The organism is Plantactinospora sp. BB1, from assembly GCF_003030385.1.
GTDB lineage: Bacteria > Actinomycetota > Actinomycetes > Mycobacteriales > Micromonosporaceae > Plantactinospora.
The window spans coordinates 1,492,381-1,518,630 of record NZ_CP028159.1 but is presented as its reverse complement, the minus strand read 5'-3'; the positions used below and the strand labels follow the sequence as shown (position 1 = coordinate 1,518,630).

The 26,250-nt window shown below is 73.2% G+C and carries 20 protein-coding genes and 1 pseudogene; 6 read left to right on the top strand and 15 right to left on the bottom strand.

Annotated elements, in window-relative coordinates; all coding sequences use genetic code 11:
- The first annotated feature begins 47 nt into the window (after positions 1 to 47).
- On the top strand, positions 48 to 1,103 hold the full coding sequence (locus C6W10_RS06395; RefSeq protein ID WP_369930663.1) for an App1 family protein: 1,056 nt from the start codon (positions 48 to 50) through the stop codon (positions 1,101 to 1,103).
- A gap of 12 nt (positions 1,104 to 1,115) precedes the next feature.
- On the opposite strand, the gene C6W10_RS06390 is transcribed toward C6W10_RS06395, so the two are convergent.
- Entirely contained in the window at positions 1,116 to 1,469 is a 354-nt protein-coding gene (locus C6W10_RS06390; protein ID WP_107257244.1) for a helix-turn-helix transcriptional regulator, read from the bottom strand.
- A gap of 144 nt (positions 1,470 to 1,613) precedes the next feature.
- Between C6W10_RS06390 and C6W10_RS06385 the strand changes: the two genes are divergently transcribed.
- Positions 1,614 to 2,462 carry a PhzF family phenazine biosynthesis protein gene (locus C6W10_RS06385; RefSeq protein WP_107257243.1) on the top strand — a complete coding sequence of 283 codons (849 nt, stop codon included), beginning with the start codon at positions 1,614 to 1,616 and terminating at the stop codon, positions 2,460 to 2,462.
- A 142-nt stretch (positions 2,463 to 2,604) separates the two neighbouring features.
- Here C6W10_RS06385 and C6W10_RS06380 read toward each other — a convergent pair whose 3' ends face one another.
- From C6W10_RS06380 to C6W10_RS06370, 3 genes are all read right to left on the bottom strand, one after another.
- The gene (locus C6W10_RS06380; protein WP_107257242.1) at positions 2,605 to 4,239 is read right to left on the bottom strand and encodes a thiamine pyrophosphate-binding protein; all 1,635 of its coding nucleotides are present in this window, start codon (positions 4,237 to 4,239) and stop codon (positions 2,605 to 2,607) included.
- A 79-nt stretch (positions 4,240 to 4,318) separates the two neighbouring features.
- A complete protein-coding gene (locus C6W10_RS06375) occupies positions 4,319 to 5,080 on the bottom strand; it encodes a cyclase family protein (protein WP_107257241.1) in 762 nt (253 codons plus the stop codon).
- A gap of 193 nt (positions 5,081 to 5,273) precedes the next feature.
- Complete coding sequence (locus C6W10_RS06370) at positions 5,274 to 5,795, bottom strand: hypothetical protein (RefSeq protein WP_159104489.1); 522 nt, start codon at positions 5,793 to 5,795, stop codon at positions 5,274 to 5,276.
- A gap of 265 nt (positions 5,796 to 6,060) precedes the next feature.
- Between C6W10_RS06370 and C6W10_RS06365 the strand changes: the two genes are divergently transcribed.
- Positions 6,061 to 7,401: an MFS transporter gene (locus tag C6W10_RS06365; protein WP_107263715.1), complete on the top strand. Its 1,341-nt coding sequence runs from the start codon at positions 6,061 to 6,063 to the stop codon at positions 7,399 to 7,401.
- A gap of 73 nt (positions 7,402 to 7,474) precedes the next feature.
- On the opposite strand, the gene glgB is transcribed toward C6W10_RS06365, so the two are convergent.
- The 4 genes from glgB to C6W10_RS06345 form a co-directional block, all read right to left on the bottom strand.
- On the bottom strand, positions 7,475 to 9,583 hold the full coding sequence (gene glgB / locus C6W10_RS06360; protein WP_107257239.1) for a 1,4-alpha-glucan branching protein GlgB: 2,109 nt from the start codon (positions 9,581 to 9,583) through the stop codon (positions 7,475 to 7,477).
- On the bottom strand, positions 9,571 to 11,619 hold the full coding sequence (locus tag C6W10_RS06355) for an alpha-1,4-glucan--maltose-1-phosphate maltosyltransferase (protein ID WP_107257238.1): 2,049 nt from the start codon (positions 11,617 to 11,619) through the stop codon (positions 9,571 to 9,573). The genes glgB and C6W10_RS06355 overlap by 13 nt, the downstream gene beginning before the upstream one ends.
- A gap of 67 nt (positions 11,620 to 11,686) precedes the next feature.
- A complete protein-coding gene (gene glgA, locus C6W10_RS06350; protein ID WP_107257237.1) occupies positions 11,687 to 12,913 on the bottom strand; it encodes a glycogen synthase in 1,227 nt (408 codons plus the stop codon).
- Between the two features lie 35 nt (positions 12,914 to 12,948).
- Complete coding sequence (locus C6W10_RS06345; RefSeq protein WP_234359075.1) at positions 12,949 to 13,590, bottom strand: LysE/ArgO family amino acid transporter; 642 nt, start codon at positions 13,588 to 13,590, stop codon at positions 12,949 to 12,951.
- Between the two features lie 72 nt (positions 13,591 to 13,662).
- On the opposite strand from C6W10_RS06345, the gene C6W10_RS06340 reads away from it, so the two are divergent.
- From C6W10_RS06340 to pgm, 3 genes and pseudogenes are all read left to right on the top strand, one after another.
- Positions 13,663 to 14,553 (top strand): LysR family transcriptional regulator ArgP, encoded by an 891-nt coding sequence (locus tag C6W10_RS06340; RefSeq protein WP_107257235.1) that lies wholly within the window; start codon positions 13,663 to 13,665, stop codon positions 14,551 to 14,553.
- Between the two features lie 178 nt (positions 14,554 to 14,731).
- Positions 14,732 to 15,970: pseudogene (gene glgC, locus C6W10_RS06335) on the top strand (glucose-1-phosphate adenylyltransferase); the annotation flags it as partial.
- Between the two features lie 84 nt (positions 15,971 to 16,054).
- Positions 16,055 to 17,701, top strand: coding sequence for a phosphoglucomutase (alpha-D-glucose-1,6-bisphosphate-dependent) (gene pgm, locus C6W10_RS06330; RefSeq protein ID WP_107257233.1), 1,647 nt, complete (start codon positions 16,055 to 16,057; stop codon positions 17,699 to 17,701).
- A gap of 117 nt (positions 17,702 to 17,818) precedes the next feature.
- Here pgm and C6W10_RS06325 read toward each other — a convergent pair whose 3' ends face one another.
- The 7 genes from C6W10_RS06325 to C6W10_RS06295 all read right to left on the bottom strand — a co-directional run bounded on the left by C6W10_RS06325 (position 17,819) and on the right by C6W10_RS06295 (position 26,234).
- On the bottom strand, positions 17,819 to 18,280 hold the full coding sequence (locus tag C6W10_RS06325) for a hypothetical protein (RefSeq protein ID WP_107263714.1): 462 nt from the start codon (positions 18,278 to 18,280) through the stop codon (positions 17,819 to 17,821).
- A 56-nt stretch (positions 18,281 to 18,336) separates the two neighbouring features.
- Positions 18,337 to 19,713 (bottom strand): S8 family serine peptidase, encoded by a 1,377-nt coding sequence (locus tag C6W10_RS06320; protein ID WP_234361642.1) that lies wholly within the window; start codon positions 19,711 to 19,713, stop codon positions 18,337 to 18,339.
- Positions 19,710 to 21,188, bottom strand: coding sequence for a hypothetical protein (locus C6W10_RS37160; RefSeq protein ID WP_159104488.1), 1,479 nt, complete (start codon positions 21,186 to 21,188; stop codon positions 19,710 to 19,712). The genes C6W10_RS06320 and C6W10_RS37160 overlap by 4 nt, the downstream gene beginning before the upstream one ends.
- The gene (locus tag C6W10_RS06310) at positions 21,181 to 21,660 is read right to left on the bottom strand and encodes a hypothetical protein (protein ID WP_107257232.1); all 480 of its coding nucleotides are present in this window, start codon (positions 21,658 to 21,660) and stop codon (positions 21,181 to 21,183) included. The genes C6W10_RS37160 and C6W10_RS06310 overlap by 8 nt, the downstream gene beginning before the upstream one ends.
- 207 nt (positions 21,661 to 21,867) lie before the next feature.
- Positions 21,868 to 22,992, bottom strand: coding sequence for a DegT/DnrJ/EryC1/StrS aminotransferase family protein (locus C6W10_RS06305; protein ID WP_107257231.1), 1,125 nt, complete (start codon positions 22,990 to 22,992; stop codon positions 21,868 to 21,870).
- 17 nt (positions 22,993 to 23,009) lie between these two features.
- The gene (locus C6W10_RS06300; RefSeq protein ID WP_199853883.1) at positions 23,010 to 24,110 is read right to left on the bottom strand and encodes a Gfo/Idh/MocA family protein; all 1,101 of its coding nucleotides are present in this window, start codon (positions 24,108 to 24,110) and stop codon (positions 23,010 to 23,012) included.
- 225 nt (positions 24,111 to 24,335) lie between these two features.
- Entirely contained in the window at positions 24,336 to 26,234 is a 1,899-nt protein-coding gene (locus C6W10_RS06295; RefSeq protein WP_107257229.1) for a nucleoside-diphosphate sugar epimerase/dehydratase, read from the bottom strand.
- Positions 26,235 to 26,250: the final 16 nt, after the last annotated feature.

The following is a 26,250-nucleotide window of genomic DNA, read 5'->3' as shown; positions in this document are numbered from 1 at the left end:
TGATCTGTCTCGTAGCCGGACCGGGTGCGCTGTGGCAGGGTGGCTAGGTGTCGCTGATACCCGCCGGCCCGGCGCCCGCGCCCCGGCTGCACCGTGCGGCCCGGATCGAGGACGCGGTGCACCAGTTCATCGAGCGCCGCCTGGGACAGGGCGGGTGGGATGCCACGATCATCCCGTACGCCGGTTACGGCGCTCCGGGCTGGATCCGGGTGCTGGGCCGGGTACTGCTGACCCGGCTGCGTCCCGGCCCTCGCCGCCGGCCGGAGAAGGTGCGCGGCTGGCGTAGTTTCGCCACCCTGCCGGTGCAGAACGCGCCGGTGCTGATCGAGGCCGGTGGCCGCCGGCACGAGGCCCGGTCCGACCGGAGCGGCTTCATCGATCTCGTCGTCGAGGCCGACCTGGCGCCCGGCTGGCAGAGCGTGCGGCTGGTCAGTCCCGGCGCCGAGCCGGTCGACGCACCGGTCCGGATCGTCGACCCGGCGCTGCGGATCGGGGTCCTCTCCGACATCGACGACACGGTGATGGTGACCGCGCTGCCCCGGCCGCTGCTGGCCGCCTGGAACACCTTCGTGCTCGACGAGCACGCCCGGATGGCGGTACCCGGAATGGCGGTGCTCTACGAGCGTCTCGTCAACGCGCATCCCGGCGCCCCGGTGCTCTACCTCTCCACCGGTGCCTGGAACGTGGCGCCGACGCTGACCCGGTTCCTGTCCCGGCACCTCTATCCGGCCGGCCCGCTGCTGTTGACCAACTGGGGCCCGACGGCGGACCGCTGGTTCCGCAGCGGGCGGGAGCACAAGCGGGCCACCCTGGCCCGGCTGGTCCGGGAGTTCCCGGAGATCCGGTGGCTGCTGATCGGCGACGACGGGCAGCACGACCAGGAGATCTACGCCGAGTTCGCCGCCGAGCACCCGGACAACGTGGCCGGGGTGCTGATCCGGCGGCTCTCCCCGACCCAGGCGGTGCTGGCCGGTGGCTTCCCGGCCCCGGCCGGCGGTGCCGACGCCGGTACCCCGGCGGCCGGGCTGCTGGGGGAGCGCTGGTTCTGCGCGCCGGACGGTGCCGGACTGTGGCGCCTGCTGCGGGAGGCGAACCTGGTCTGAGTCGGCCGGGTCTCAGCCTTCCCGGGGTGACTCCTCCGCCCGGCGGCGTTCGCGCCTGCCCCGGGTGATCTCGGTGCCGAGGGCGTCCAGCCGCTGGGTCCAGAAGCCCCGGTAGCGTTCCAGCCAGCGGTCGATCTCCTGGAGCGGGGTCGGGTCCACCGCGTAGAGCCGCCGGGTGCCGGCGGCGCGTACGGTGGTGAACCCGTTCTCCCGGAGCACCCGCAGGTGTTGCGAGACGCCCGGCTGGGAGATCCCGAACTCCTCCTGGACGACCGCGCTGACCTCGCCCGCCGACCGCTCGCCGTCGGCGAGCAGTTCCAGGATCCGCCGCCGGACGGGATCGCCGAGAACGTCGAACGCGTGCACGCCGCCATCCTTTCAGCGCTCACTTATATAACTCAAGTCTAACGTAGATCCGGAGATCGGTCCGGACGACCCTACCGGCCCGACACCGGAGTCGACCCGGCCACCGCGACCGACGACCCGGCCCGGTACTGGTAGACAGGGGCGATGCGGCTCCGCCTGATCCAGCTCGACGCCTTCGCCGACCGGGTGTTCCAGGGAAACCCGGCGGCCGTGATGCCCCTGCCCGGCTGGCTGCCGGACAGCGTCCTACAGGCCCTCGCCAAGGAGAACAACCTCTCCGAGACCGCCTTCTACACCGCCGCGCTGCCGGCCGACGCCGACCCGCCACCCGGCGACGACCCCGCCTACCACCTGCGCTGGTTCACCCCGGCGGTCGAGGTGGACCTCTGCGGACACGCGACCCTGGCCACCGCCGGGCAACTCTTCGACGACGTGCACCCGGACGCGTCACGCCTGCTCTTCTGGACCCGCAGCGGCTGGCTCCCGGTGCGGCGGGCCGACCGCAGTGGCGAACTGGAACTGGACTTCCCGGCCGGACGGCTGCGGGCCGTACCGGACGGCGACGAGGTCGACGCCGCCGCCGTGACCGCACTCGGCATCGAGCCGGAGCACCGGTTCCGGGACACCGACCTGGTCTACGTGCTCCGCAGCGCCGCCGAGGTCCGGGCGGTCACGGCGGACTTCACCACCCTGGCCCGGCTGCCGGTACGCGGCGCGATCGTCACCGCCCCCGGCGACACCGACGGCGTCGACTTCGTCAGCCGGTGGTTCGGCGCCGGTGCGGGTGCCTTCGAGGACCCGGTGACCGGTTCCGCGCACAGCCAGATCGCGCCGTACTGGGCGGAACGGCTCGGCCGGGCCACCCTGACCGCCCGGCAGCTCTCCGCCCGGGGCGGCACGGTGCACTGCGCGGTGGACGCCGACCGGGTACGCCTGCGCGGCGCTTACCGCCGCTACCTCGACGGCACCGTCACCATCCCGGACCCGGGCTGACCACTCCGGGTCGGCTGACCATTCCGGATCGGCTGACCACTCCGGATCGGCTGATCATTCCGGACCGGGCGATCGGCCGGTTTCCGGGCGCCTGACCGGACGGCGGTGATCGGTGACAGTGGTCGCGCGGGGGTCCTCCGGGTCAGTGGCCGCGGAACGCCTCCTCCAGCCACCACGCACCGCGCTCGCTGGTGATCTTCGCGTCGACCACCAGCGGCCGGTCGCGGGGGCCGGCCAGCCAGTCCCGTACCGGGGCGAGGTCGTCGATTCCGCGTACCGTCAGCGCGGCGCAGCCGTACCCCCGGGCGATCGAGGCGAGGTCGGTGTCGGGGAACCGGACCAGGTCCAGCGGGTGGCCGTCCGGGCCGAAGTGGTGCACCTCGGCGCCGTACGCCGCGTCGTCGTAGACCACCACCAGCAGGGGCAGCCCGAGCCGGGTCGCGGTGACGAGTTCGACCGCCGACATCGCGAACCCGCCGTCGCCGAGCGCCGCCACGGTGAGCCGGTCCGGTCGGGCCACGGCGGCACCGAGCGCACTGGCCAGCCCCAACCCGACGGACTGGAACGCCTGGGTGAAGCAGAACCCGACCACGTCCGGTACGGAGAGGAACATCGACGGGTAGCCCATGAAGTTGCCGGAGTCGACCACCACGGTCCGCTCGGCCGGCAGCAGGTCGTCCAGGGCGATGGTCAGGGTACGCGGGTCGACGTGGCCGTCGACGCTCTCGTCCAGATAGGACACGTCCCGCCAGCGCCCCTCGGTGGCGATGCGCCGACGCAGCTCCGGGGTGCGCTGGGTGCCGACCGGCCGGCCGATGCCCGGCTCCCGCTCCAGCCAGCGCAGCGCGTAACGGGCGACCCGGGCCACGTCGCCGCTGACGTGCCGGTCGACCCGGGGATTCAGGGTGGCGCCGACCGGCAGCTCGTCGACCTGGACCACGGTGGCCGACGGCGAGATCAGCCGGCCGTGCCGGGTCGTCCACATGTTCAGCGTGCTGCCCCAGGCGACCACCAGGTCGGCCTCGCCGATCAGTTCGGCGGCGAGCGGGGTGGCGAAGCCGCCCGAGACGTCGAGATACCACGGATCTCCGGCGAAGAGTCCCTTGGCGGCGGCCGAGACCGCCAGCAGCGCGGCGCACTCGTCGGCCAGCCGGGTCAGCGGCTCCCGGGCACCCCGGGCACCCCGGCCGGCGACGAAGACCGGCCGCCGGGCGGCGACCAGGGCCCGGACCAGCGGCTCGACGTCGGGTACCCAGTCGGCACGGGCGTTACCCCGCTCGACCGGGCCGGTCCACGGCGCCACCTCCTGGGCCTGCACGTCCAGCGGCAGCCCCAGCAGCACCGTCGTGCCCGAGGCCGCCCGCCGGTAGGCGTGGCTGACGTCCACCTCGACGTGCTCCGGGCGTACCCGTTGGTAGTGGATGTCGAGCGCGGTGGCGGTGTGCGGTAGGTCGATGAAGAAATTGGACCGTGGCTCGGTCGCCTCCGGCGCCAGCACCAGCATCGCGGTCCGGCTCTTGGCCGCCTCGACGATCCCGGTCAGCGCGTTGGTGACCCCCGGCCCCTGGTGCACCGAGAGCACCCCGACCTCGCCCGAGGTGCGCGCGTAGCCGTCCGCCATGCTCGCCGCGCCGCCCTCGTGCGCGGCGGCGACGAACCGGGCACCCCCGGCGACCAGCGCGTTGGTCACGTGGAAGTTGCCGCTGCCGACCACCCCGAAGACGTGCCGTACCCCGTGCGCGGCGAGCACCCGTCCGACCACCTCGGCGACCCGCATGCCCGTCACCCCCGTCCCGTCGCCCGCATCCGTCGCGTCCCGCCGCCCGCTACCGCTCGACCCGCTACCGCTCGACCCGCTACCGCTCGACCAGGGCGAGTACCCGGCACGGGCTGCCGGAGCCCTGCACGATCGGCAGCGGCCCGGCGACCAGTACCGCACCCGTCGGCGGAAGCTGCGCCACGTTGCGGAGCTGGGTGAGACCGTACTTGTCCGCGCCGAGCAGGAACGAGTGGCAGGGGAACGGGGGGTCGAACGAGTGCGCCGCCCCGGCGTCGGTCCCCACCGTCTCGACCCCGACGCCCTGCACCGGGGACTCCTCGGCGAGCCACTTCGCGCAGGCGGGGGAGATTCCCGGGGTACGGCCGGCGTTGGCGTACCGCGCCGCGTCGTCACCGTACGCGTCCCAGCCGGTCCGGTAGAGCAGCCAGCCGCCGGCCGGCAGCGGACCGTGCTCCGCCTCCCAGGCCCGGATGTGTTCCACCTCCAGCAGGAAGTCGGGGTCGGCGGCGGCTTCGGCGGTGTGGTCGAGCACCACCGCCGGGGCGATCAGCCGGCTCGGCGGCACCTGCGAGACGTCGTCGCCGTGCTGGCCGCTGACCCAGTGCACCGGCGCGTCGAAGTGCGTACCGGTGTGCTCGCCGGTGGTGAAGTTGTTCCAGTACCAGGCCGGGCCGCGCTCGTCGTAGCGGCTGATCTCGCGGAGCGCGAACGGGACGGTCTGGCCGAACGGTTCGGGGAGGGTGAGGATCGGCGTCTGCGCCGAGAGCGGGGCGGTGAGGTCCACGACCTCGACCCGGCCGGTGGCGAGCGCGGCAACAAGATCTTGCAGCACGGTCATGGCGAGAACCTACCGGAGTTTCCGCCGAATCCGACCCGCGCGATCGGTCAGGAGTTGTCCCCGTCCGGCGGCCGGCCCCGGCGGGCGCGACGGTCGCCTCGGGGGCGTCGTCCGGCTGGTGGGACGACGCCCCCGGGACGGGCCGTCATCGATGGACCAGGAGACTGTCCGGCGGATCGGCGCCGCTCGGCGGTCAGCTCCAGTGCAGCGAGTAGACCTGCGGTGTTCCGCAGTAGCCGGCCGGCGTCGGCAGCGGGGTCGGTGCGTTCGTCGTCGCGGCCCGGCAGACCTGGACGACCAGGGTGTCGACACCGCTGCCGGGCTCTCGGGGACCGAGCTGGAAGCTGTACTTCGTGATGTCGTTGTCCACCTTCGTCGTGCCCTCGGCGATGAGGCGGCCGTTGCCGTACGCGTAGAAGGTGACGAAGCTGAAGAGGCCGTCGTCCCGGCAGATCGGGCCGGGATCGCGCTCGTAGGGGCGGTCGGCGACGGTGCCGGTGACGGTCACCGAGCCGAGCCCGGGGGGTGCGGAGACCGGAAGGAATTCCAGGGTTCCTTCGGCGAGACCGTACCGGCAACTGTCGCCGCTGTCGGCGGTGAACTGTTGCGGGGCGAGGTCGGTGTCGGTGCCGGCCCGGGCGGGGCCGGCCAGGGCGGTGAGGGTGAGCAGGGCGGCGGCGAGTACGACCGCCGACCGGCGGATCGGTCGCGGCATGGCGTACCTCCTGAGTGGATGGACGGTGCGGGTGGCGGTACCTGCCTCGGTGGCGGTCGGTCGCGGGTCGCGGCGGCCGGAGAGCCTCGTACGCACGTACGCACGTGCGCGCGGGAGGCGCCGGTCGCCGGTCGGGACGTCGACTCCGCCCGTCCGGCCACCGATGGACATTGTCACACGTCTATCTATTGTTTCGGGGGGTCGACTCCGACGGCGGTCCGCCCGGGGTTGACCTCAACCAAGCTAGACATTCGATCCTGTGCAGATGACCGCCACTCCGGAACCCGCCACTCCGGAACCCGCCACCTCGGAACCCGCCGGGACGGCCACCCGGCACCGGATCGCGCGCGGCAGCACCGACCGGCCTCCCGTCCCGCCTAGGGGTCCACTCTGGATACTCCTGCTCGCCTCCACCCTCACCGTGCTGGCCGGAGCGGTACTGGCGCCGGTGGTCGAACTGCTCCGCGCGGACCTCGGGGTCAGCGCCGGTGCGGCCGGGCTGGTGTTGACCGCGCACGGGCTCTCGCTGGCCCTCGTCGGCCCCCTGGTCGGCCGGGCGGTCGACCGGTGGGGCGTCTCCGGACCGCTCGGCGCCGGACTCGTCCTCTACGGGCTGGCCGGCGGCGCCGGCCTGCTGCTCGACGACTACCTGGCGCTGGTCGCCAGCCGCCTGGTCTTCGGGATCGGCGCCGCCGCCGTCTTCACCGGCAGCACCCTCGGCCTGCTCGACCTCGCGGCCGGGGCGGCGGCCCGGGACCGGATGATGGGCTGGCGAAGCGCCGCGATCAGCCTCGGCGGGGTGCTCTGGCCACTGCTCGGCGGCGCCCTGGGCACCATCTCCTGGCACGCGCCGTTCGCGGTCTACCTGGTCGGTGTCCCGCTCGGTCTGGTCGCCCTCCGCATGCTCTCCACGATGGACAGACACCGGCCGGGGTCGAGCGTCGCGGCGTCCCGCTCGAAATCGACCACCGGCGCGAAGGAGGAGGCGTCGGGCGCCGTCGGCCACGCCGCGCCCGCCCGGCCCGAGCCGCTGCTGCGAGGGCGTCCGCGACTGCTCGGAATCTACGCACTCCAGGCCGTCGCCACCGCACTGCTCTACGGGGTACTCGTGTTCCTGCCGCCGCGCCTCGCCGAGGTCGGTGTCCGGGACAGCTTCCGGGTCGCGCTCTTCGGCGCACTGCTCTCCCTGGTGATGAGCCTGACCGGGCTCCGGTTCGCCCGGGTCCGGGCCCGACTCGGCTGGTCCGGACTGCTGCTGCTCGCCTTCGGTGCCTGGACCGTGGCGCTGGTACTCCTCGCACTCGGTACGTCGCCGGTCCCGCTGCTGCTCGCACCCGCCGTGTTCGGCTTCGGCATGGGACTGGCCGTGCCGGCCCTGACGGTGCTGGCCGCCGAACACGCCCCGGCCGGTCGACGCGGGCAGGCGACCGCACTGCTCGGTACGGCCACCTTCGGCAGCCAGTTCGGTTCGCCACTGCTCTTCGGGCCGGTCGAGGCGGCCACCTCGACGAGCGGGGTCTTCCTGGCCGCCGCCGCCCTCGCCGCGCTGGCCCTGCTGACGCTGCTCGTCACCGGACGCCGCCTCGGCACGGAACCTCCCGGCTAGCCCGGCCCGGCCGCTGCTCAGCGGCTTGCCCGCCCCGGCCGGCGTTCAGCGGCTGGCCCGGCCCGGCCGGTGCTCAGCCCGGGCGGAGCCAGAGGACGCCGAGCGGCGGCACCCGCAGCGCCACCGAGGCGGGCAGGCCGTGCCACGGCTGGTCGTCGGCGGTGACCGCGCCCAGGTTGCCCACCCCGGAACCGCCGTAGCAGTCCGCGTCGGTGTTCAGGATCTCGGACCACCGCCCGGCCAGCGGGAGTCCGATCCGGTAGCCCTCGCGGGGCAGCGCGGCGAAGTTCGCCACGCAGACCAGTGGGGAGCCGTCGGCGGCGATCCGGACGAACGCCAGGGTGTTGTTGGCGGCGTCGTCCGAGACGATCCACCGGAAGCCGGCCGGCACGGTGTCCTGGGACCAGAGCGCCGGATTGTCCCGGTAGCCGCGGTTCAGGTCCCGGAGCAGCCGCTGCACGCCGGCCCGGCCCGGATCGTCGGTCAGCCGCCAGTCCAGCCCCCGGGTCTCGCTCCACTCCCGGTCGTCGCCGAGTTCGCAGCCCATGAAGAGCAGTTGCTTGCCCGGATGCGCCCACATGTACGCCAGCAGGGCGCGTACCCCGGCCAGTTTGCGCCACTGGTCGCCGGGCATCTTGCCGAGCAGCGACCCCTTGCCGTGCACCACCTCGTCGTGGCTGATCGGCAGCAGGTAGTTCTCGCTCCAGGCGTACACCAGGGAGAAGGTCAGCTCGTTGTGGTGGTGCTGCCGGTAGATCGGGTCCCTGCCGAGATAGCTCAGGGTGTCGTGCATCCAGCCCATGTTCCACTTGAAGCCGAAGCCCAGCCCGGCCGAGTCGGTCGACCGGGTCACCCCGGGCCAGGCCGTCGACTCCTCGGCCACCATCAGCACACCCGGATGCTGCCGGTAGACGGTCGCGTTGACCTCCTGGAGCAGCGCGATCGCCTCCAGGTTCTCCCGGCCGCCGTGCTCGTTCGGCAGCCACTCGCCGTCGGAGCGGGAGTAGTCCAGATAGAGCATCGAGGCGACGGCGTCCACCCGCAGACCGTCCACATGGAACTCTTCGCACCAGTAGAGGGCGTTCGCCACCAGGAAGTTGCGGACCTCGGGCCGGCCGTAGTCGAAGACGTAGGTGCCCCAGTCCGGGTGCTCGCCGCGGCGCGGGTCCGGGTGTTCGTAGAGCGGGGTGCCGTCGAACCGGGCCAGCGCCCAGTCGTCGCGGGGGAAGTGTGCCGGTACCCAGTCCAGCAGCACCCCGATGCCGGCGGCGTGCAGCCGGTCCACCAGATAGCGGAAGTCGTCGGGGTCGCCGAAGCGCGCGGTCGGGGCGTAGTAGCCGGTCACCTGGTAGCCCCAGGAGCCGCCGAACGGGTGCTCCATGACCGGCAGGAACTCCACGTGCGTGAAGCCCAGGTCGAGCACGTACGCGGTGAGCTGCTCGGCAAGCTCCCGATAGGACAGACCCGGCCGCCACGAGCCGAGGTGCACCTCGTAGACGCTGATCGGCTCCTGGTGCGGCTGCCGCCGGGCCCGCCGGTCCAGCCAGTCGGCGTCGGACCACTCGTAGCCGGACCGGTCCACCACGGAGGCGGTGGCGGGCGGCACCTCGGTACGCCGGGCCAGCGGATCCGCCTTGTCCCGCCACTGCCCGTCCCGGGAGAGGATCCGGTATTTGTACCGCTGCCCGGGTGCCGCCTCCGGGACGAAGATCTCCCAGACCCCGCTGCTGCCGAGCGACCGCATCGGCCAGCCCTCGTGCGCGCCCCAGCCGGTGAAGTCGCCGACCACCCGGACCCCCTGGGCGTTCGGCGCCCAGACCGCGAACGACACCCCGCCGCCGTCGGCCGGCCGGGCACCGAGCGCCGTCCAGAGCCGCTCGTGCCGGCCCTCGGCGATCAGGTGCAGGTCCAGCTCGCCGACCGACGGCGGAAAGCGGTACGGGTCGTCGCGCGGTTCGCCGCCGTCCACCACCACCCGGTAGTCGCGCGCCGTGCCGGGGACCCTCGCCTCGAAGACCCCCTCGTCGTGCACCCGGCGCATCGGCTGCCGTTCCGCACCGACCAGCAGCTCGACGGTGCCGGCGCCCCGGCGCAGGGTACGGATCACCGTGCCGTCGCCGTCGGGATGGGCACCGAGCAGGGCGTGCGGGTCGTGCGTCGTACCGGTGATCAGCTCGTCCATCCCAGCCCCTCCGGTCCGGCGGTGGCGTCGGTGGGCTCTGCCCCGGCTTCGGGGGCGTCGCCCGGCGGGCCGTCGTGCCGGTGCACCGTGAAGACGTGCGCGGGGAGGAGGAACGGGTCGAGCCGGACGGCGTTGTGCTGTCCCCAGTCGTAGCGGGCACCGGTCAGCTCGTCGTGCACGGTGAACCGCTCGTGCCAGTCGAAGCCGAGCGCCGGCATGTCCAGCACGGTGTTGCCCCACTGCACCTGCCCGGGATCGACCGAGCAGACCACCAGTACCGTGTTGCCGGTCTGCTCGTCCCGTTTCGACCAGCAGAGCAGCGCCGGGTTGTCGATCTCGTGGAAGACCAGGTTGCGCAGCCAGTGCAGCGCCGGATTCGCCCGCCGGATCGCGTTGAGCCGGGCCAGGAACGGGGCCAGGGACCGGCCCTCCGCCTCGGCCGCCGACCAGTCCCGGGGGCGCAGCTCGAACTTCTCGTTGTCGAGGTACTCCTCGGCGCCCGGCCGGGCCACGTGCTCGAAGAGTTCGTAGCCGGCGTAGATCCCCCAGGAGGGCGAGAGGAGGCTGGCCAGTACCGCCCGGATCTTGAACATCGGCGGCCCGCAGTGCTGGAGGTGCTCCGGCAGGATGTCCGGGGTGTTCGGCCAGAAGTTCGGCCGCATGTGGTCGGCCGCCGCCACCAGCTCTTCGCAGTACTCCCGCAGCTCCGCCGGGCTGGTCCGCCAGGCGAAGTAGGTGTAGGACTGGGTGAAGCCGATCTTGCCGAGCCCGTGCATCACCGCCGGTCGGGTGAACGCCTCGGCCAGGAAGAGCACGTCCGGGTCGTGCCGCTTGACCTCCCAGATCAGCCAGTGCCAGAAGTCGAACGGCTTGGTGTGCGGGTTGTCCACCCGGAAGATCCGGACGCCCTGCCCGACCCAGTGCAGCACCACCCGCAGCACCTCGGCCCGGAGCCCCTCCGGATCGTTGTCGAAGTTGATCGGATAGATGTCCTCGTACTTCTTCGGTGGGTTCTCGGCGTACGCGATCGACCCGTCCGCCCGGGTGGTGAACCACTCCGGATGCGCGGTCACCCACGGGTGGTCCGGCGCGGCCTGGAGCGCGAGGTCCATCGCCACCTCCAGGCCGACCTCCTCGGCGGCGGCGACGAACGCCCGGAAGTCGTCGAGCGTGCCGAGGTCCGGGTGGATGGCGTCGTGACCGCCCTCGGCCGCGCCGATCGCCCACGGCGAGCCGACGTCGTCGGGCCCGGCGACCAGGGCGGCGTTGCGGCCCTTCCGGTTGACCCGGCCGATCGGGTGGATCGGCGGCAGGTAGAGCACGTCGAAGCCCATCGCGGCGACCCCGGGCAGCCGTTCGGCGGCGGTCCGGAAGGTGCCGGACCGGGCGGGCCGGCCGTCGGCGGCCAGCACCGCCCCCTCGGAGCGCGGGAAGAACTCGTACCAGGCGGAGAAGAGCGCCCTGCGCCGGTCGACCCAGATCGGCTGGGCCGGTGCGTCGGTCAGCAGCGTCCGGACCGGATGGGTCCAGAGCAGGTCCGCCAGGTCCAGCGCGGGCGAGACCCGCTCGGGCAGCGGCCGCTCGCCGTCCCGCAGCGCCGTGGCGGCACCGAGGACCCGGTCCCGGTCCGCCTCCGGTACGCCGTCGGCGGCCCGGTCCAGCAGGTCGGCTCCCTCGGCCAGGTCGTTGGCGAGGTCGGCCACCCGCTGCCCGGCGTCGATCTTCTTGACGACGGCGTTCCGCCAGGTCAGGTAGGGGTCCTCGAACGCCTGCACGGTGAAGCTCCACGCGCCCACCGCATCCGGGCGGATCGTGGCGTGCCACCGGTCGTCGGCATGCGGGCCGGGGCGCATCCGGACCACCGGCCGCTCGACACCGTCCGGGCCGCGCCAGGCGACCTGGCAGCCCATCGCCGCGTGGCCCTCCCGGTACGACCGGGCGGTCACCGGGACCAGTTCTCCCACCACCGCCTTGGCCGGGTAGCGACCACCCGCCACGGACGGCGTCACGTCCTCGATCGGGATCCGTCCACTCACCCTGCCCAACCTACTGGCAATGATCGACGCCCGCCCGTCAGACAATTCTCCACCGGCCGGCCGGTGGTCAGCCGCCGAGGGCTTCCCGGTAGACCGCCAGGGTCCGGTCGGCGATGGCGTCCCAGGAGAAGTGTTCGACCGCCCGGCGCCGGCCGGCCCGGCCCAGCTCGACGGCGCGTTTCGGGTCGTCGAGCAGTTCGGTGATCGCGTCGGCGAGGTCGGCGACGAAGCGCTCCGGGTCGAGCGGGGTACCGGTGCCGTCGCCGGCCTGGGCGATCGGCACCAGCAGGCCGGTGGAGCCGTCCGCGACCACCTCGGGAATGCCGCCGGTGGCGGTCGCCACCACCGCCGTCTCGCAGGCCATCGCCTCCAGGTTGACGATGCCCATCGGCTCGTAGACGGAGGGGCAGACGAAGACGGTGCTGTGGCTGAGGATCTGGATCACCTCGGGCTTGGGCAGCATCTCGGCCACCCAGACCACGCCCTCCCGGCTGCCCCGCAGCTCGGTGACCAGCTCCTCCACCTCGGCGGCGATCTCCGCCGTGTCCGGGGCGCCGGCCAGCAGCACGAGCTGGGCCTCCGCCGGCAGCCGGCGCGCCGCCCGGAGCAGGTACGGCAGGCCCTTCTGCCGGGTGATCCGGCCGACGTACGTCACGCTGGGCCGCCCCGGGTCGATGCCGAGCCGGTCCAGCACCTCGGTGCCGGAGTCGGGGGCGTACTGGTGGGTGTCGATGCCGTTGTGCACCACGCGTACCCGGTCCGGTGAGACCGCCGGATAGGCGGCCAGCAGGTCGCGCATCATCCCGGCGGAGACCGCGATCACCGCGTCGGCGGCCTCCAGCGCGGTCCGCTCACACCAGGAGGAGAGCGCGTACCCGCCGCCGAGCTGCTCGGCCTTCCACGGCCGCAGTGGTTCCAGGCTGTGCACGGTCACCACGTGCGGCACCCCGTGCAGCAGCTTGGCGACGTGTCCGGCGAGGTTGGCGTACCAGGTGTGGCTGTGCACCACGTCGGTGCCGGCGGTACCGGCCGCCATCGCCAGGTCCACCCCCATGGTCCGCAGGGCGGCGTTCGCGTGCCCCAGTTCGGCCGGCTCGGGATAGGCGGTGACGCCCGGCTCGGCGTACGGGGGCTGCCGGGGCGCGCCGAAGCAGTGCACCCGGGTGTCGGCGCGGGAACGCAGCTCCCGGGCGAGGTATTCGACGTGCACCCCGGCGCCGCCGTACACCTCCGGGGGGTACTCCCGGGTCAGCAGGTCAACCCGCAGCCGCCGATCATCAGGTGCGAATCCCATCACAGCCGGCACCCTAGCCGAGCGCTGGAGGTAGGTCACGCGTCCAGCAGCAGGCCGAGGCCGATGGTGAGCATGGTCGTCGCGATCAGGGCGTCCAGGATGCGCCAGGCGGCGGGACGGGTGAAGGCGCGGTTGAGGCGCCGGGCGCCGTAGCCGAGCGCGGCGAACCAGACGAGGCTGGCGAGCGCGGCTCCGGCCCCGAACGACCACCGGCCGGACGGGCCGTGGGTGTTGGCGATGGAGCCGAGCAGCAGGACGGTGTCCAGGTAGACGTGCGGATTGAGCCAGGTCATCGCCAGCACGGTGAGTACGGCCGTGCGGAGTGTCACGCCGTTGCCACCGTTGCCGGCCTGGAGGCTCTGGGTGCCGAAGGCCCGACGGGCGGCGAGCAGGCCGTAGCCGATCAGGAAGGCGGCGCCGGCCCAGCGGACCACGGTGAGCACGACCGGGGCGCGTTCGACCACCGCCCCGATCCCGGTGATGCCGGCCAGGATCAGCACCGCGTCCGAGACGGCGCAGATCAGCACGATCGGCAGGACGTGTTCGGCGCGTACGCCCTGACGGAGCACGTACGCGTTCTGGGCGCCGATCGCCACGATCAGGGAGAGGCCGACGCCGAATCCGGTGACGAGCAGCGGCGCCGGGCCGGTCGCGGCGGCAGTGGAGGAGAGGATCACGGGCTCGACCATAGGGAAGCCGGCCAGACCACTCCAGCTAATCATTCTTACGATTCATTAGTCTTGCTTAACATGGACCTCCAGTTCGAGCAGCTCCGCACCTTCGTCGCCGTCGTCGACCACGGCTCGTTCGAGGCGGCGGCCCGGCGGCTGCACGTCACCCCGTCGGCGGTCAGCCAGCGGATGAAGGCGCTGGAGAGCACCGTCGGCCGGGTGCTGGTCGAGCGCGGCAAGCCGGCCCGCCCCACGCCGTCGGGGCAGGTCGTGCTCCGGCTGGCCCGCCAGGTCGCGCTGCTGGTCACCGACGCGCTCGGCGAACTGGGGCAGGACCCGGCCGAACCGGCGGAGTTCAGCCGGATCCCGATCGTGGTCAACGGCGACTCGTTGAACACCTGGGTACTCCCGGCGCTGGCCGCCGCCGCCCGCGAGCGGATCTGTGTCGACGTCTACCGCGAGGACCAGGACCACTCCGTCGAACTGCTCCGCCAGGGTACGGCGATGGCGGCGATCACCTCGGAGTCCCGCCCGGTGCAGGGCTGTGCGGTACGCCCGCTCGGCCGGATGTGCTACCGCCCGATGGCCAGTCCGGAGTTCGTCCGGACCTGGCTGCCGGAGGGTCCCACGCTGGATGCGCTGGCCCGCGCCCCGATGGTGGTCTTCGACCGTCGGGACGACCTCCAGGAGCGCTACCTCCGGCAGCGGTCCCGCCGGGCCTGGGCCCCGCCGCGCCACTACGTCCCGTCCTCCGGGGACTTCCCCGAGGCGATCCGGCTCGGCCTCGGCTGGGGGATGGTGCCGCCCCAGCAGAGCGACCGCTACCCGGCCGGCGGCCTGGTGCCGATCGACCCGGCGGCGGTGATCGAGGTTCCGCTCTACTGGCAGCAGTGGCGGCTCGACTCCCGGCTCCTCGGCGTCCTGGCCGACCGCGTCGCCGAGGCGGCCGCCGAGGCCCTCGACCGCTAACCACCCCCGCCCCGCCCCCGGTGCTCGACCGGTAACCGTCACCGAGGCGACCTGCTTCCGCCCCGACCCCCGGCCGGTGCTCGACCGGTGGAGCGAGTCGGGCGAATCGGGCCGTTGAAGATCTTGGTGGGACGAAGCAGACGAGCCCCGTGCGGCGGACTGCCGGCTCCGTTACCGTCGTGACATGTCAGCCAAGGTCCTCGCGATCGTCCTGGCCGGGGGAGAGGGCAAGCGACTGATGCCCCTGACCGCCGACCGGGCCAAACCCGCCGTCCCGTTCGGCGGCATGTACCGCATGATCGATTTTGTGCTGTCCAACCTGGCCAATGGCGGGTTCCTGAAGATCGTGGTGCTGACGCAGTACAAGTCGCACTCGCTGGACCGGCACGTCACCAAGACCTGGCGGATGTCGAACCTGCTCGGCAACTACGTGACGCCGGTACCGGCGCAGCAGCGGCGCGGACCGTGGTGGTTCGCCGGCTCGGCCGACGCGATCTACCAGAGCTTCAACCTGATCAACGACGAGCAGCCGGACTACGTCATCGTCTTCGGCGCCGACCACATCTACCGGATGGACCCCCGGCAGATGCTGGAGCAGCACATCTCCTCCGGCGCCGGGGTGACGGTCGCCGGCATCCGCCAGCCGCTCGCCTCCGCCGACCAGTTCGGCGTGATCGAGGTCGGCTCGGACGGCCGGCGTATCCAGGCGTTCCGGGAGAAGCCGACCGACGCGAAGGGGCTGCCGGACTCGCCCGACGAGATCTACGCGTCGATGGGCAACTACGTCTTCACCACCAAGCTGCTCTGCGAGGCGGTGGAGACCGACGCGGCCGACCGGACCAGCAAGCACGACATGGGCGGCAGCATCATCCCGATGCTGGTCGAGCGGGGCGAGGCGAACGTCTACGACTTCCGCGACAACGAGGTGCCGGGCAGCACCGACCGGGACCGGGCGTACTGGCGGGACGTGGGGACGCTGGACTCGTTCTACGAGGCGCACATGGACCTGATCGCCGTACACCCGGTCTTCAACCTCTACAACTACGAGTGGCCGATCTACACCGACCACCCGCCGTGGCCGCCGGCCAAGTTCGTGCACGACCTGGAGGAGCGGGTCGGCCGGGCGGTGGATTCGATGATCTCCCCGGGTGTGGTGATCTCGGGCGCGCTGGTGGAGAACTCCGTCGTCTCGCCGAATGTCCGGGTGCACTCCTGGGCCCACGTGGAAGGCTCGGTGGTGATGGAGGGGGTGGAGATCGGCCGGCACGCCGTCGTCCGCAACGCCATCCTGGACAAGAACGTGGTGGTGCCGGAGGGCGCGGAGATCGGCGTGGACCTGGACCGCGACCGTGAGCGGTACACGGTCTCCGACCGTGGCATCGTGGTCGTCGGCAAGGGGCAGCGCGTCGAGCCCTGACCCGCCGGCCACACCGCCCGTCGGCCACCACCGGCGGTGCCGGACCCGCTCCGCCCGCCCACGCCCGTGCCAGAAGGAGGTCACATGTCGGTCCACGCCCGCGCCGGCCAGCCCGCCGAGCCCGAGGACCTGGTGGACGTGCCCCGGCTCGTCACCGCGTACTACGCCGAGCAGCCGGACCCGGCCGACCCGGCGCAGCAGGTCGCGTTCGGCACCTCGGGGCATCGTGGATCGAGCCTGCGGGCCGCCTTCAACGAGCGGCACATCCTGGCGATAACCCAGGCGACCTGCGAATACCGGCGGGACCAGGGCGTCGACGGGCCGCTCTTCCTGGCCCGCGACACGCACGCGCTCTCCGAGCCGGCGATGGTCAGCGCGCTGGAGGTGCTGGCCGCCAACGAGGTGACGGTGCTGGTCGACAGCCGGGACGGCTACACCCCGACCCCGGCGCTGTCGCACGCGGTCCTCCGGCACAATGCCGGACGCACCGGCGGGCTCGCCGACGGGATCGTGATCACCCCGTCGCACAACCCGCCGTCGGACGGCGGCTTCAAATACAACCCGACGCACGGCGGGCCGGCCGACACCGACGCGACCAGGTGGATCCAGGACCGGGCGAACGCGCTGCTGGCCGACGGACTCCGCGAGGTGAAGCGGATTCCGTACGCGCGGGCGCGCGCCGCCGACACCACCGGCCGGTACGACTTCCTCACCGAGTACGTCGACGACCTGCCCTCGGCCCTCGACCTCGCCGCGGTACGGGCCGCCGGGGTGCGGATCGGCGCGGACCCGCTCGGCGGCGCGAGCGTGGCGTACTGGGGCGAGATCGCCGACCGGCACGGCCTGGACCTGACCGTGGTGAACCCGCTGGTCGACCCGACCTGGCGGTTCATGACCCTGGACTGGGACGGCAAGATCCGGATGGACTGCTCGTCCCCGCACGCGATGGCCTCGCTGATCGCCCGGCGCGCCGACTACCAGGTCGCCACCGGCAACGACGCCGACGCGGACCGGCACGGCATCGTCACCCCGGACGGCGGGCTGATGAACCCGAACCACTACCTGGCGGTGTCGATCTCCTACCTCTTCGGCCACCGGCCGGACTGGTCCGCCGACGCGGCGGTCGGCAAGACCCTGGTCTCCTCCTCCATGATCGACCGGGTCGCCGCCGACCTGGGCCGGAAACTCCTGGAGGTCCCGGTCGGCTTCAAGTGGTTCGTGCCGGGACTGCTGGACGGCTCGGTCGGGTTCGGCGGCGAGGAGAGCGCCGGGGCGTCGTTCCTGGCCCGCGACGGCCGGACCTGGACCACCGACAAGGACGGCATCCTGCTCTGCCTGCTCGCCGCCGAGATCATCGCGGTGACCGGGCGTACCCCGAGCGAGCACTACGCCGACCTGGTGAGCCGGTTCGGCGAGCCGGCGTACGCCCGGATCGACGCGCCGGCCGACCGGGAACAGAAGGCCGTGCTCGGAAAGCTTTCCCCGGACCAGGTCACCGCCACCGAACTGGCCGGCGAGCCGATCACCGCCACCCTGACCGAGGCGCCGGGCAACGGTGCGGCGATCGGCGGGCTGAAGGTCAGCACCGAGTCCGGCTGGTTCGCCGCCCGCCCCTCCGGCACCGAGGACGTCTACAAGATCTACGCGGAGTCGTTCCGGGGGCCGGAGCATCTCGGCCGGCTCCAGGAGGAGGCCCAGGCCCTGATCACCGACGTGCTGAAGCAGGGCTGACCGGCCGGGTCGGGCCGGGCCTGGATCTGCGGCGGGCGCCGGTCGCGGCGATCACCCGTCGCGGCGGCCGGCTACGCCTCTCCCGGCTGCTCGGCGGCCGTGCCATCGCGGCGGAGGTCAGTCCCGTGCCGGCGGCGCCGGGGGCTCGGGCCACCGGTCACCGGCGTCCAGCCGCTTGCGCAGCAGCGCCGCCAGCGGCATCGACTGGCCGTCCGGCCCGCCCTCGCCGACGACCAGCTTCGGCGGTTGCGGCTGCGGGGTCGCCCCGGTCAACCGGGCACGCAGGCTGGTCGGCACGGTCAGCAGGTAGAAGTTCCCGGCCGCGTCCACCGCGTGGATCCGGGCGAGGTCCAGATACCAGCCGGTGAGGTTGGTCCGGTATCGGGTACGGCCGTCGTAGCCGAGCGCGGTCAGCCTGGTCTGGCGCAGCCCACGCTCCCGGGCCGCCGCCGCGAACGACTCGACGAGGCGCCGGGCCTCCTCGTGCTCCGCCTCCCGGCGAGCCTGGTCGGCCATCGCCCGGGCGGTGATCGCCTGTCGTCGTTGCTCCGCCCAGTCCCCGGGCCCGCCCTGCCGCATCCCCAGCACGGTACCCCCCACCCCGGCCGGTGCCGGTCGAGCCCCGACCCGGCCGGCTATCCGCCCGGCGGCGGTGCGCCGGGATGCGTCGGCGGGTACGGCGGTCCGGGCGGGCCGTAGCCCGGCGGATGGCCACCCCGGTGCTCCGGCGCCGCCGGAGGAGCGGACGGATACGGGCGGGCACCCGGTGGTCCCGGATACCTCGGCACCGGGGCGGGATGGGCCGGCACCGGCTGCCCGGGTACGGGTGGTGGCCCGGGTCCGCCCTGCCGGCGGCGTCGACCCCGCAGCAGCAACCAGCCGAGTACGCCGACACCGGCCAGCAGCACCAGCAGGCAGGTGCCGCCGATCGCGTACGCGGCGGGGCTGAGCCGGAGTTCGGTCGACCCGTCGCCGGGCGGGGGAGCGGCCACCGCCGGTGAGGTCGGGTCCGTGGTGGGAGTCGGTCCGGTCCCCGGGCTCGGCTGCGCCCCGGCCGGCTCGACGTCGGCGGTCAGTGCCGCGACGAGGTCGAGTACGCCGTGCCCGTACTCCGGATCGCGACCCGGGCTACCCCGGTCGGTGGCGGTGGCGGTGAGCCGGTGCACCACCTCGGCCGCGGGCAGATCCGGGTACCTCGCCCGGACCAGGGCCGCCGCCCCGGCCACGATCGCCGTGGAGTCGCTCGTCCCGGTGCCCGACCGGTACGCCCCGGTCCGGCTGCTGGAGGCGATCTCCACCCCGGGCGCGACCAGCCCGATCGGGTCACCGGTGACGCTGACCGGGGCCAGTTTCCCGTCCCGCCCGGTGGCGCCGACGGCGAGTACTCCCGGGTAGGCCGCCGGATAGCCGACGAAGGCGTCGTTCGGCCGGTTCCCGGCGGCCGCGACCAGGACGATGTCGGCGGCCAGCGCCTCCTGGACCGCCTGCTCCAGGCTCTCGCTGGCGCCGCCGCTCAGCGAGAGCGACAGCACTGCGGGCTTGCGGCGGACCGCCTCCCGGATGGCGCGGGGCAGGTCGTCCCCGGCACCGGCCTCGGTACGCATGGCGCGGACCGGCAGGATCTTGGCCTTCGGGGCTATTCCGAGGACGCCGTCGGCATTGCCGGACCCGTGTCCGTGCGCCGCGATCAGTCCCGCCATCGCGGTGCCGTGTCCGTCGGCGTCCTGCCGGCCGTCGGTCTCCGCGCCGGTCACGTCGACACCGGGCAGCACGTTGCCGGTCAGGTCCTTGTGGTCGGCGCGTACCCCGGTGTCGAGCACCGCCACCACGACCCCGGCACCCTGGGTGACCCGGTGCGCCTCGGCGACGCCGAGCGCCCGCAGGTGCCACTGCCGGTCCCGGGCCGAGTCCGCCGACGCCGCGGGCGCGCCGAGCGGCACCGCGAGCAGACCGCAGACGGCTGCCGCGCACCAGCGCGGCAGCCGTGCGTGGAACCGGGTGGCTCCGCTCACCTGTCCTTCCCGAGGATCCCGCCGCCGGGCTCGTGCCGGCCGACGTCCCGGTTCGGCTCGATCTCGGGCGCGACGCCCTGCTCGACCTCCCACGGGTTGTCCGGATCCCACTGCCGCTGCTCCGGCTCGTCGGCGTCCCGCCGGCCACGGGCGCCGCCGGGCACGCCCGAGACGCCGGAACCGGCGGCGCCGGCTCCCGAGCCGGGACGGCGGGTGCCCGCCCTGGCGCCGCCCGGGACCCCACCGGCCCCGCCGGCCGTGCCGGGCCGGCCGCCCTGCGGCCCGATGACGCCACCGACCGGATTCACCCCCCGGGGTACGCCGCCCGCGCGCGGTGCCCCGACGCCGCCCGGTGGCACGCCGGCACCGCCGCCGGGGCGGGCGCCGATCACGCCGCCCGGCGGCACCCCGGTCGGTGCCGAACCGAACGGGCCGACCTTCCCCGTCCCGCCGGGACCGCCCCGTGGGACGTTGCCCAGTCCGGGCCCGGCCCCCGGCGGTCCACCGATGCGGGGCGGAACGCCGATGGTCGGCGGGACGACCGGGGGTGTCGGAGGCGGTACCCCGACCGGTGGGCCGGGCGGAACCGGGGTCACCGGCGGAGGTGGCCCGGCGATCGGCGGGGTGACACCGGTCAGGGTCGGGCCGTCGTCCACCGGGGAGGTGGGCGGGGTGACCTGTTCCGGGGTCAGTTCGGTGTGGATGGTCGGTGGCGGCGTACCGTCGACGAAGCCCGGCCCGGAGTCCTCCCGTTCCGCCCGACGGCGCGGCGGCGGGTGGACGATGGGCGGCTGGACGCTCCCGTCCGCGTCGTCGTCGAACTCCCGCCCGTCGTCGCTGATGATCACCGGGGGCTTGTATCCCTCCGGTGGCCGGATCCGGCCGGCGCCGTCCCGTGCCGCGCCGTCCATCTCCGTCTGGACCGCGCGGGCCCGGGCGATCAGCGCCGCCTGCTGGGCATCGCTCACCGGCGGGTCGGTGAGCACCTTCATCGCGCCCTCGCCGAGGAAGTCGCCGGCCTTCTGGCCCAGGGCGGTCAGGCCGAAGCGCGACGCGGCGGTTCCGCCCACCGTCCCGCCGATGTCGCCGGCCAGTTGCACCTGGCGCTGGTAGTCGGCGAGCTTCCGCTGGTTTTCCAGGTATTCCCGGTAGATCGGCTCCAGCTTGGTCCGGGCCTGCTCGATGGCGTCCGCCACGTGCCCGATGTGCGTGGCGTTGTTCTGGGCCGCGGTCGACGTCTGCCGGCTCGCCTCGATCAGCCGGTCCAGTTCGGCCATGTACGCCGCCGAGGCGGCGTTCTGCTCCGGCGGCCAGAGCGCGGCGAGCTGGTTACGGCAGTTCTGCAACCTGGCGGCGTGGCCGCCCAGCATGCCCGACGCCCGTTCCCAGGCCGCCACCTGCTCCCGGCTCGGCTGCAACCTCTGCTGTGCCGCGTCGACGAGCCGCCACAGGCGCGGGATGTACTCCTCAGCCATTGCCGTCGCCTCCCGTCCCGGTGACCGGTGCGGCCGGGTTCGCCCGGGCCTCCGGCCTGGTCTGCGCGGTCGGCGGCAGGACCTCGTGCACGTCGCTGACGGTGGCGTGCGCGAACGCGTCGGAGCCGCGGTAGTTGGCCGCGATCCGCTCCGCGGCCTGCGCCACCGCCTGGGTCCCCTTGTCCAGGTTGACCAGTGCCTCCAGGCTCTTCTGGATGCACTCGTCGTAGCGGTCCTGGAGCCGCAGCCAGTCGTCGCCCTCGAGCCGGTCGCCGATGGTGGCGCCGTGCTGCATGGCGTCGTGCACCGGCGGGACCTGGGTGCGGTAGCCCTCCTTGAGCTCCTCGCGCATCGCCGCCGCCACGCTCGCCAGACCGTCGATCTCCACATTGATCTGTCCGATGACCGCGGCGGCTGCCGCGCCGATCGCGGCGCCGGCCGCCCCGCCGACCGATGGACCAACCGGGCTCATCGAAACCCCTCCCCGTGGTTGGGTGACATCGTCGACGCTCATTGTAGCCGAAGCACAACAGGGCGTTGTTGTCAAATCGGACGCAAGCCGGATGCCGAAGTGGACGGTGTGCGCTCCCGTGTGCGGCTCCCGACCGGTCCGGCGTCCCGATCCGCCGGGCCTTTCCGGCACACCCGCTCGAATTCCGTCACACCCGGTCGAGTTCCGTCACACCCGCTCGAAGTAGCCGCGTATCTCGGCGACGACCGTCTCCAGTTGCTCCTCGGTGAGTTCCGGATAGATCGGCAGGGAGAGGCACTCCCGGGCCCACGCCTCGGTCACCGGCAGGTCGCCGGGGCGGTACCCGAGCGAGGCGTACGCCGGTTGCAGGTGCAACGGGACCGGATAGTGCACCCCGGCACCGATGCCGGCGTCCCGCAGGTGGGCCAGCAGACCGTCCCGGTGCCGGGTACGGAGTACGAAGAGGTGGTAGACGCCGCGCCGGTTCGGCGGCTCGGCCGGCAGTACCAGGTCACCGACCCCGTCCAGCCGGGACCGGTACGTCGCGGCCAGTTCCCGCCGCCGCTGGTTGCCCTGGGCCAGGGTGCCGAGCTTGACCGCGAGTACGGCCGCCTGGATGGTGTCCAGCCGGGCCGCGTAGCCGACGGTGAGGTGCTCGTACTTGCTGGTGCGCCCGTGGTCGGCCAGCCGCCGGATCCGCTCGGCCAGGGCCGGGTCGGAGGTGGTGACCGCCCCCGCGTCGCCGAACGCGCCGAGGTTCTTGCCGGGATAGAACGAGAAGCAGCCGATCCGGCCGTACGCCCCGGCCCGGACGACCGAACCGTCGTCGTGCAGGTACTCGGCGCCGTGCGCCTGGGCGGCGTCCTCGATCAGCGGTACCCCGGCGGCGGTGGCGAGCGCGCCGATCGCGGTCAGGTCGACCGGCAGGCCGTAGAGGTGCACCGGCAGCACCGCCCGGACCCGGTCGAGGACGGACTTCAGCGCGTCCGGGTCCATCCCGCCGGTTTCGGCGTCCACCTCGACGAAGCGCGGCCGGGCGCCCAGCCAGCTCACCGGTTCGGCGGTGGCCACGAAGGTGTGCGCCGGCACCGCCACCTCGTCGCCGGGCCCGACCCCGAGGGCGGCCAGGCTCAGGTGGATCGCGGCGGTGCCGGAGGCGACCCCGACCGCGTGCGAGGTGCCGCAGAAGGCGGCGAACGCCGACTCGAACTCGCCGACCTCGCGGCCGAGGATGAACCGGGTGTCCTCGACGACGTCGCGGATCGCCGCGTCGATCGCGGCCCGGTGCCGGTCGTACGCGGCGGCCAGGTCGACCAGGGGAATTCCGGGCATGTCACGCTCCTCTGTGCTCAGTGTGCCGCCGTGGTCAGGTCGGGATGCGGGCCGTCCGGGTGCGGGCGCCCGCCGGGCGTCGCGGTGGCGTCCACCGGACCGGGGACCGGCGGCACCGGCACGGTCGCGCCGCCTGCCCGCAGCGAGGCGTCGGCGGCCTCCAGCACCGCCACCACCCGGGCGCCGTTCCAGCCGTCGGTCCGGGGGCGTGCCCCGGTCCGCACGCAGTCGAGGAAGTGCCGCAACTCCAGGCTCAGCGGTTCGGCCGGGGAGAGCACGGGTACGTGCACCGCGTCGTCGCGCAGCCGGTAGCGCCGTACGCCGTCCCCGTCGGGCTCCAGCGGTTCCGCCCCCTTGTCGTGCACGGTGAGTCGGGCGTCGGTGTTCAGGTCGTCGTAGACCAGCATCCGCCGGGTGCCCACCACCGTGGTACGCCGGGTCTTCGCCGGGTCGAGCCAGCTCACGTGCATGTGTGCCACCACGTCGCCGGGATAGCCGACGGTGACGAAGGTGACGTCCTCGACGCCGTCGTGCAGGTAGCGCCCGCCCTGGGCGGCGACCCAGCGCGGCTCGGCGTCGAGCAGGTAGTTGGCGATCGAGACGTCGTGCGGGCCGATCGACCAGAAGGTGTGCAGGTCGTTCTGGATCCGGCCGAGGTTGAGCCGCTGCGAGTGCAGGTAGAGGACGTCACCGATCTCGCCGGACCGGATGTAGTCGCGCATCCGCTCGACCGCCGGGACGTACTCGAAGGTGTGCCCGACCATCAGCACCAGGCCGTACCGGTCGGCGGTCTCGGCCAGCGCGACCGCGTCGGCGACCGACATCGCCAGCGGCTTCTCGACGAAGACGTGCTTGCCGGCCGCCAGCGCCCGGCGGGCCAGCGGCGCGTGGCTCGGCGCCGGGGTGGCGATCAGGACGGCCCGGACCTCGTCGTCGTCGAGCACCGCGTCGAGGTCGCCGGTGGCCCGCACCCGCGGGTAGCGCTCGGTGGCCGCCTGCCGCCGTTCGGGGCTGGCGTCCACCAGACAGCGCCACCGGTCACCGGCCAGCTTGTCGAGGTTCCGGGCGAGGTTGGCGCCCCAGTAGCCGAAGCCGATCAGGCCGAACTTCTCGGTCACGGTGGTGTCTCCAGGATGTCGGTGACTGTGGAAACCGTCGCCGAACATCGCGCGGACAATTTCTGTGACGCGAATTCGGTTCGGCGGGAATCACTCGCTTTCGACGGTCGAACAGATGTGTCGACAGGCGGGTGACGCTGGCCGCCCGCTCCGGCGGCAATTTCTCCGAAATCCTGCAACGACCTGCGGCGACCCGCCAGCGGCGTGTCCAGTTCCCGACCGGCCTCACGTCGACCGGGACGAGGAGGGACGAGCGTTTCGGGTGTTCGGCACCAGCGCCACGGGCGGGATGGGACCCTCCGGTTGGGCACAGAGCCAGGCGAGGCGTTCGATCACCTTCTCCGGCTCGTCGAACGGGTCCAGTCCGGTCACCTCGGTCGGGTTCAGCGGCGGGACGCAGACGTGCGAGACGAGCGGGTGCAGCGGCCGTACGTCGACCTCGCCGTCACCGAGCAGCTCCTCGTGCAGCTTCTCGCCGGGCCGCAGACCGGTGTAGACGATCCGTGGCTGGCCGGGTGCGTGCGCGGCGAGTTGCCTGGCCAGGTCGTCGATGCGTACCGGGGCGCCCATGTCGAGCACCAGCGCCTCGCCGTCGCGCCCGATCGCCGCGGCCTGGAGCACCAGTTGCACGGCCTCGTGCACGCTCATCAGGTAGCGGGTGACGTCGGGGTGCGTGACGGTGATCGGCAGGCCGGCGTCGATCTGCGCCCGGAACGCGGTCACCACGGATCCCCGACTGCTCAGCACATTGCCGAACCGTACGCTGAGGAATGTGCCGGGACTGTTCGCGGCGGCGTACGCGGTCAGCCGTTCGGTGATCCGCTTGGAATAGCCGAGTACGCTGATCGGGTTCGCCGCCTTGTCGGTTGATATGTTCACGAATCTGGCCACGTCCCGAGCGGCGTTCAGGACCGACAGCGTGCCCCAGATATTCGTCTTGATCGCCTCTCCGGGGTGCCGCTGCAAAAGCGTGAGGTGTTTGAGCGCGGCGGCGTGGAAAATGATGTCCGGGCGCCGTTCGCGAACGATCCGCGCGATTCCCTCGCTGTCGCGCAGGTCGGCCAGGATCAGCTCCGGGCCGTCCAGCAGGGCCCGGCCGGTGACCGAGAGTTGCAGGCTGTGCAGCGCCGACTCGTCCCGGTCGAGCATCATCAGTTCGGCCGGATCGGCCCGGAGGATCTGCCGGCACAGTTCGGCGCCGATCGAGCCGCCGGCGCCGGTCACCAGTACCCGCTGCCCGGTCAGCGTCGAGTCGGCGGTGACCAGGGCGGCGGCCACCTGCCGGCGGCCCAGCAGGTCGTCGATCTCCACGTCGCGTACGTCGGCGACGCCGATCCGGTGGTCGACCAGTTCGGAGACCGGCGGCAGCACCTTGAAGTCGGCGCCGGCCTGGAGCGTGGCGTCCCGGATCTCCCGGATCAGGTCGGCGTCCGCGTTCGCCACCGAGAAGATCACCGTGGTGGCTCCGGTCTGCGCGACCGCCTCCCGGATCTCCCGGCGACCGCCCAGCATCCGGACGCCGTCGATGCGCAGGTTCCGCTTGTCGAGGTCGTCGTCGAGCAGCCCGACCGGCAGGTATCTGCCCTGCGGATCGGTGACCAGGGCGTGCAGCAGGCCCTGACCGGCCGAGCCGAGGCCGAAGAGCAGCACCGGGGTCGCCGACCGGGTGTCCGGGCGCAGCCAGCGGTCCCGGCGGTGCCGGTACGCCACCCGGGCGCAGACCATCAGCAGCAGGGCCACCGCCGAACCGACCAGCGGGGTGCTGGCCGGGACCGGCCGGTCCGGCTGGGCGATGTCGGCCAGGAAGACCAGGATCGCGGTGCCGGCCACCGCGACCGAGAGGGCGCGCAGGTCCGGCAGGCTGCCGAGCGGATGCCGGCCCAGGTAGCGGCGGCCGACCGAGGCGATGGTGGCGTGCAGCGCGGCGGCGAGCATGCCGACGGCGAGCGCCCGGACGAGCTGGCTGGTGGTCAGGGCGAACTCGTACCTCGTCCAGGCGCCCGAGCCGAAGCCGATCGTCCAGGCCGCGGCGTCGGTGACCAGGAGGGCGGCCCGGTCGAATCCGGGCCGCCGGCGCCGGGCGGTCGGCGGGCTTCCGGTCGTGGCGGCGGCGCTGGGCGGCATGGAGCCTCCTGGTGTA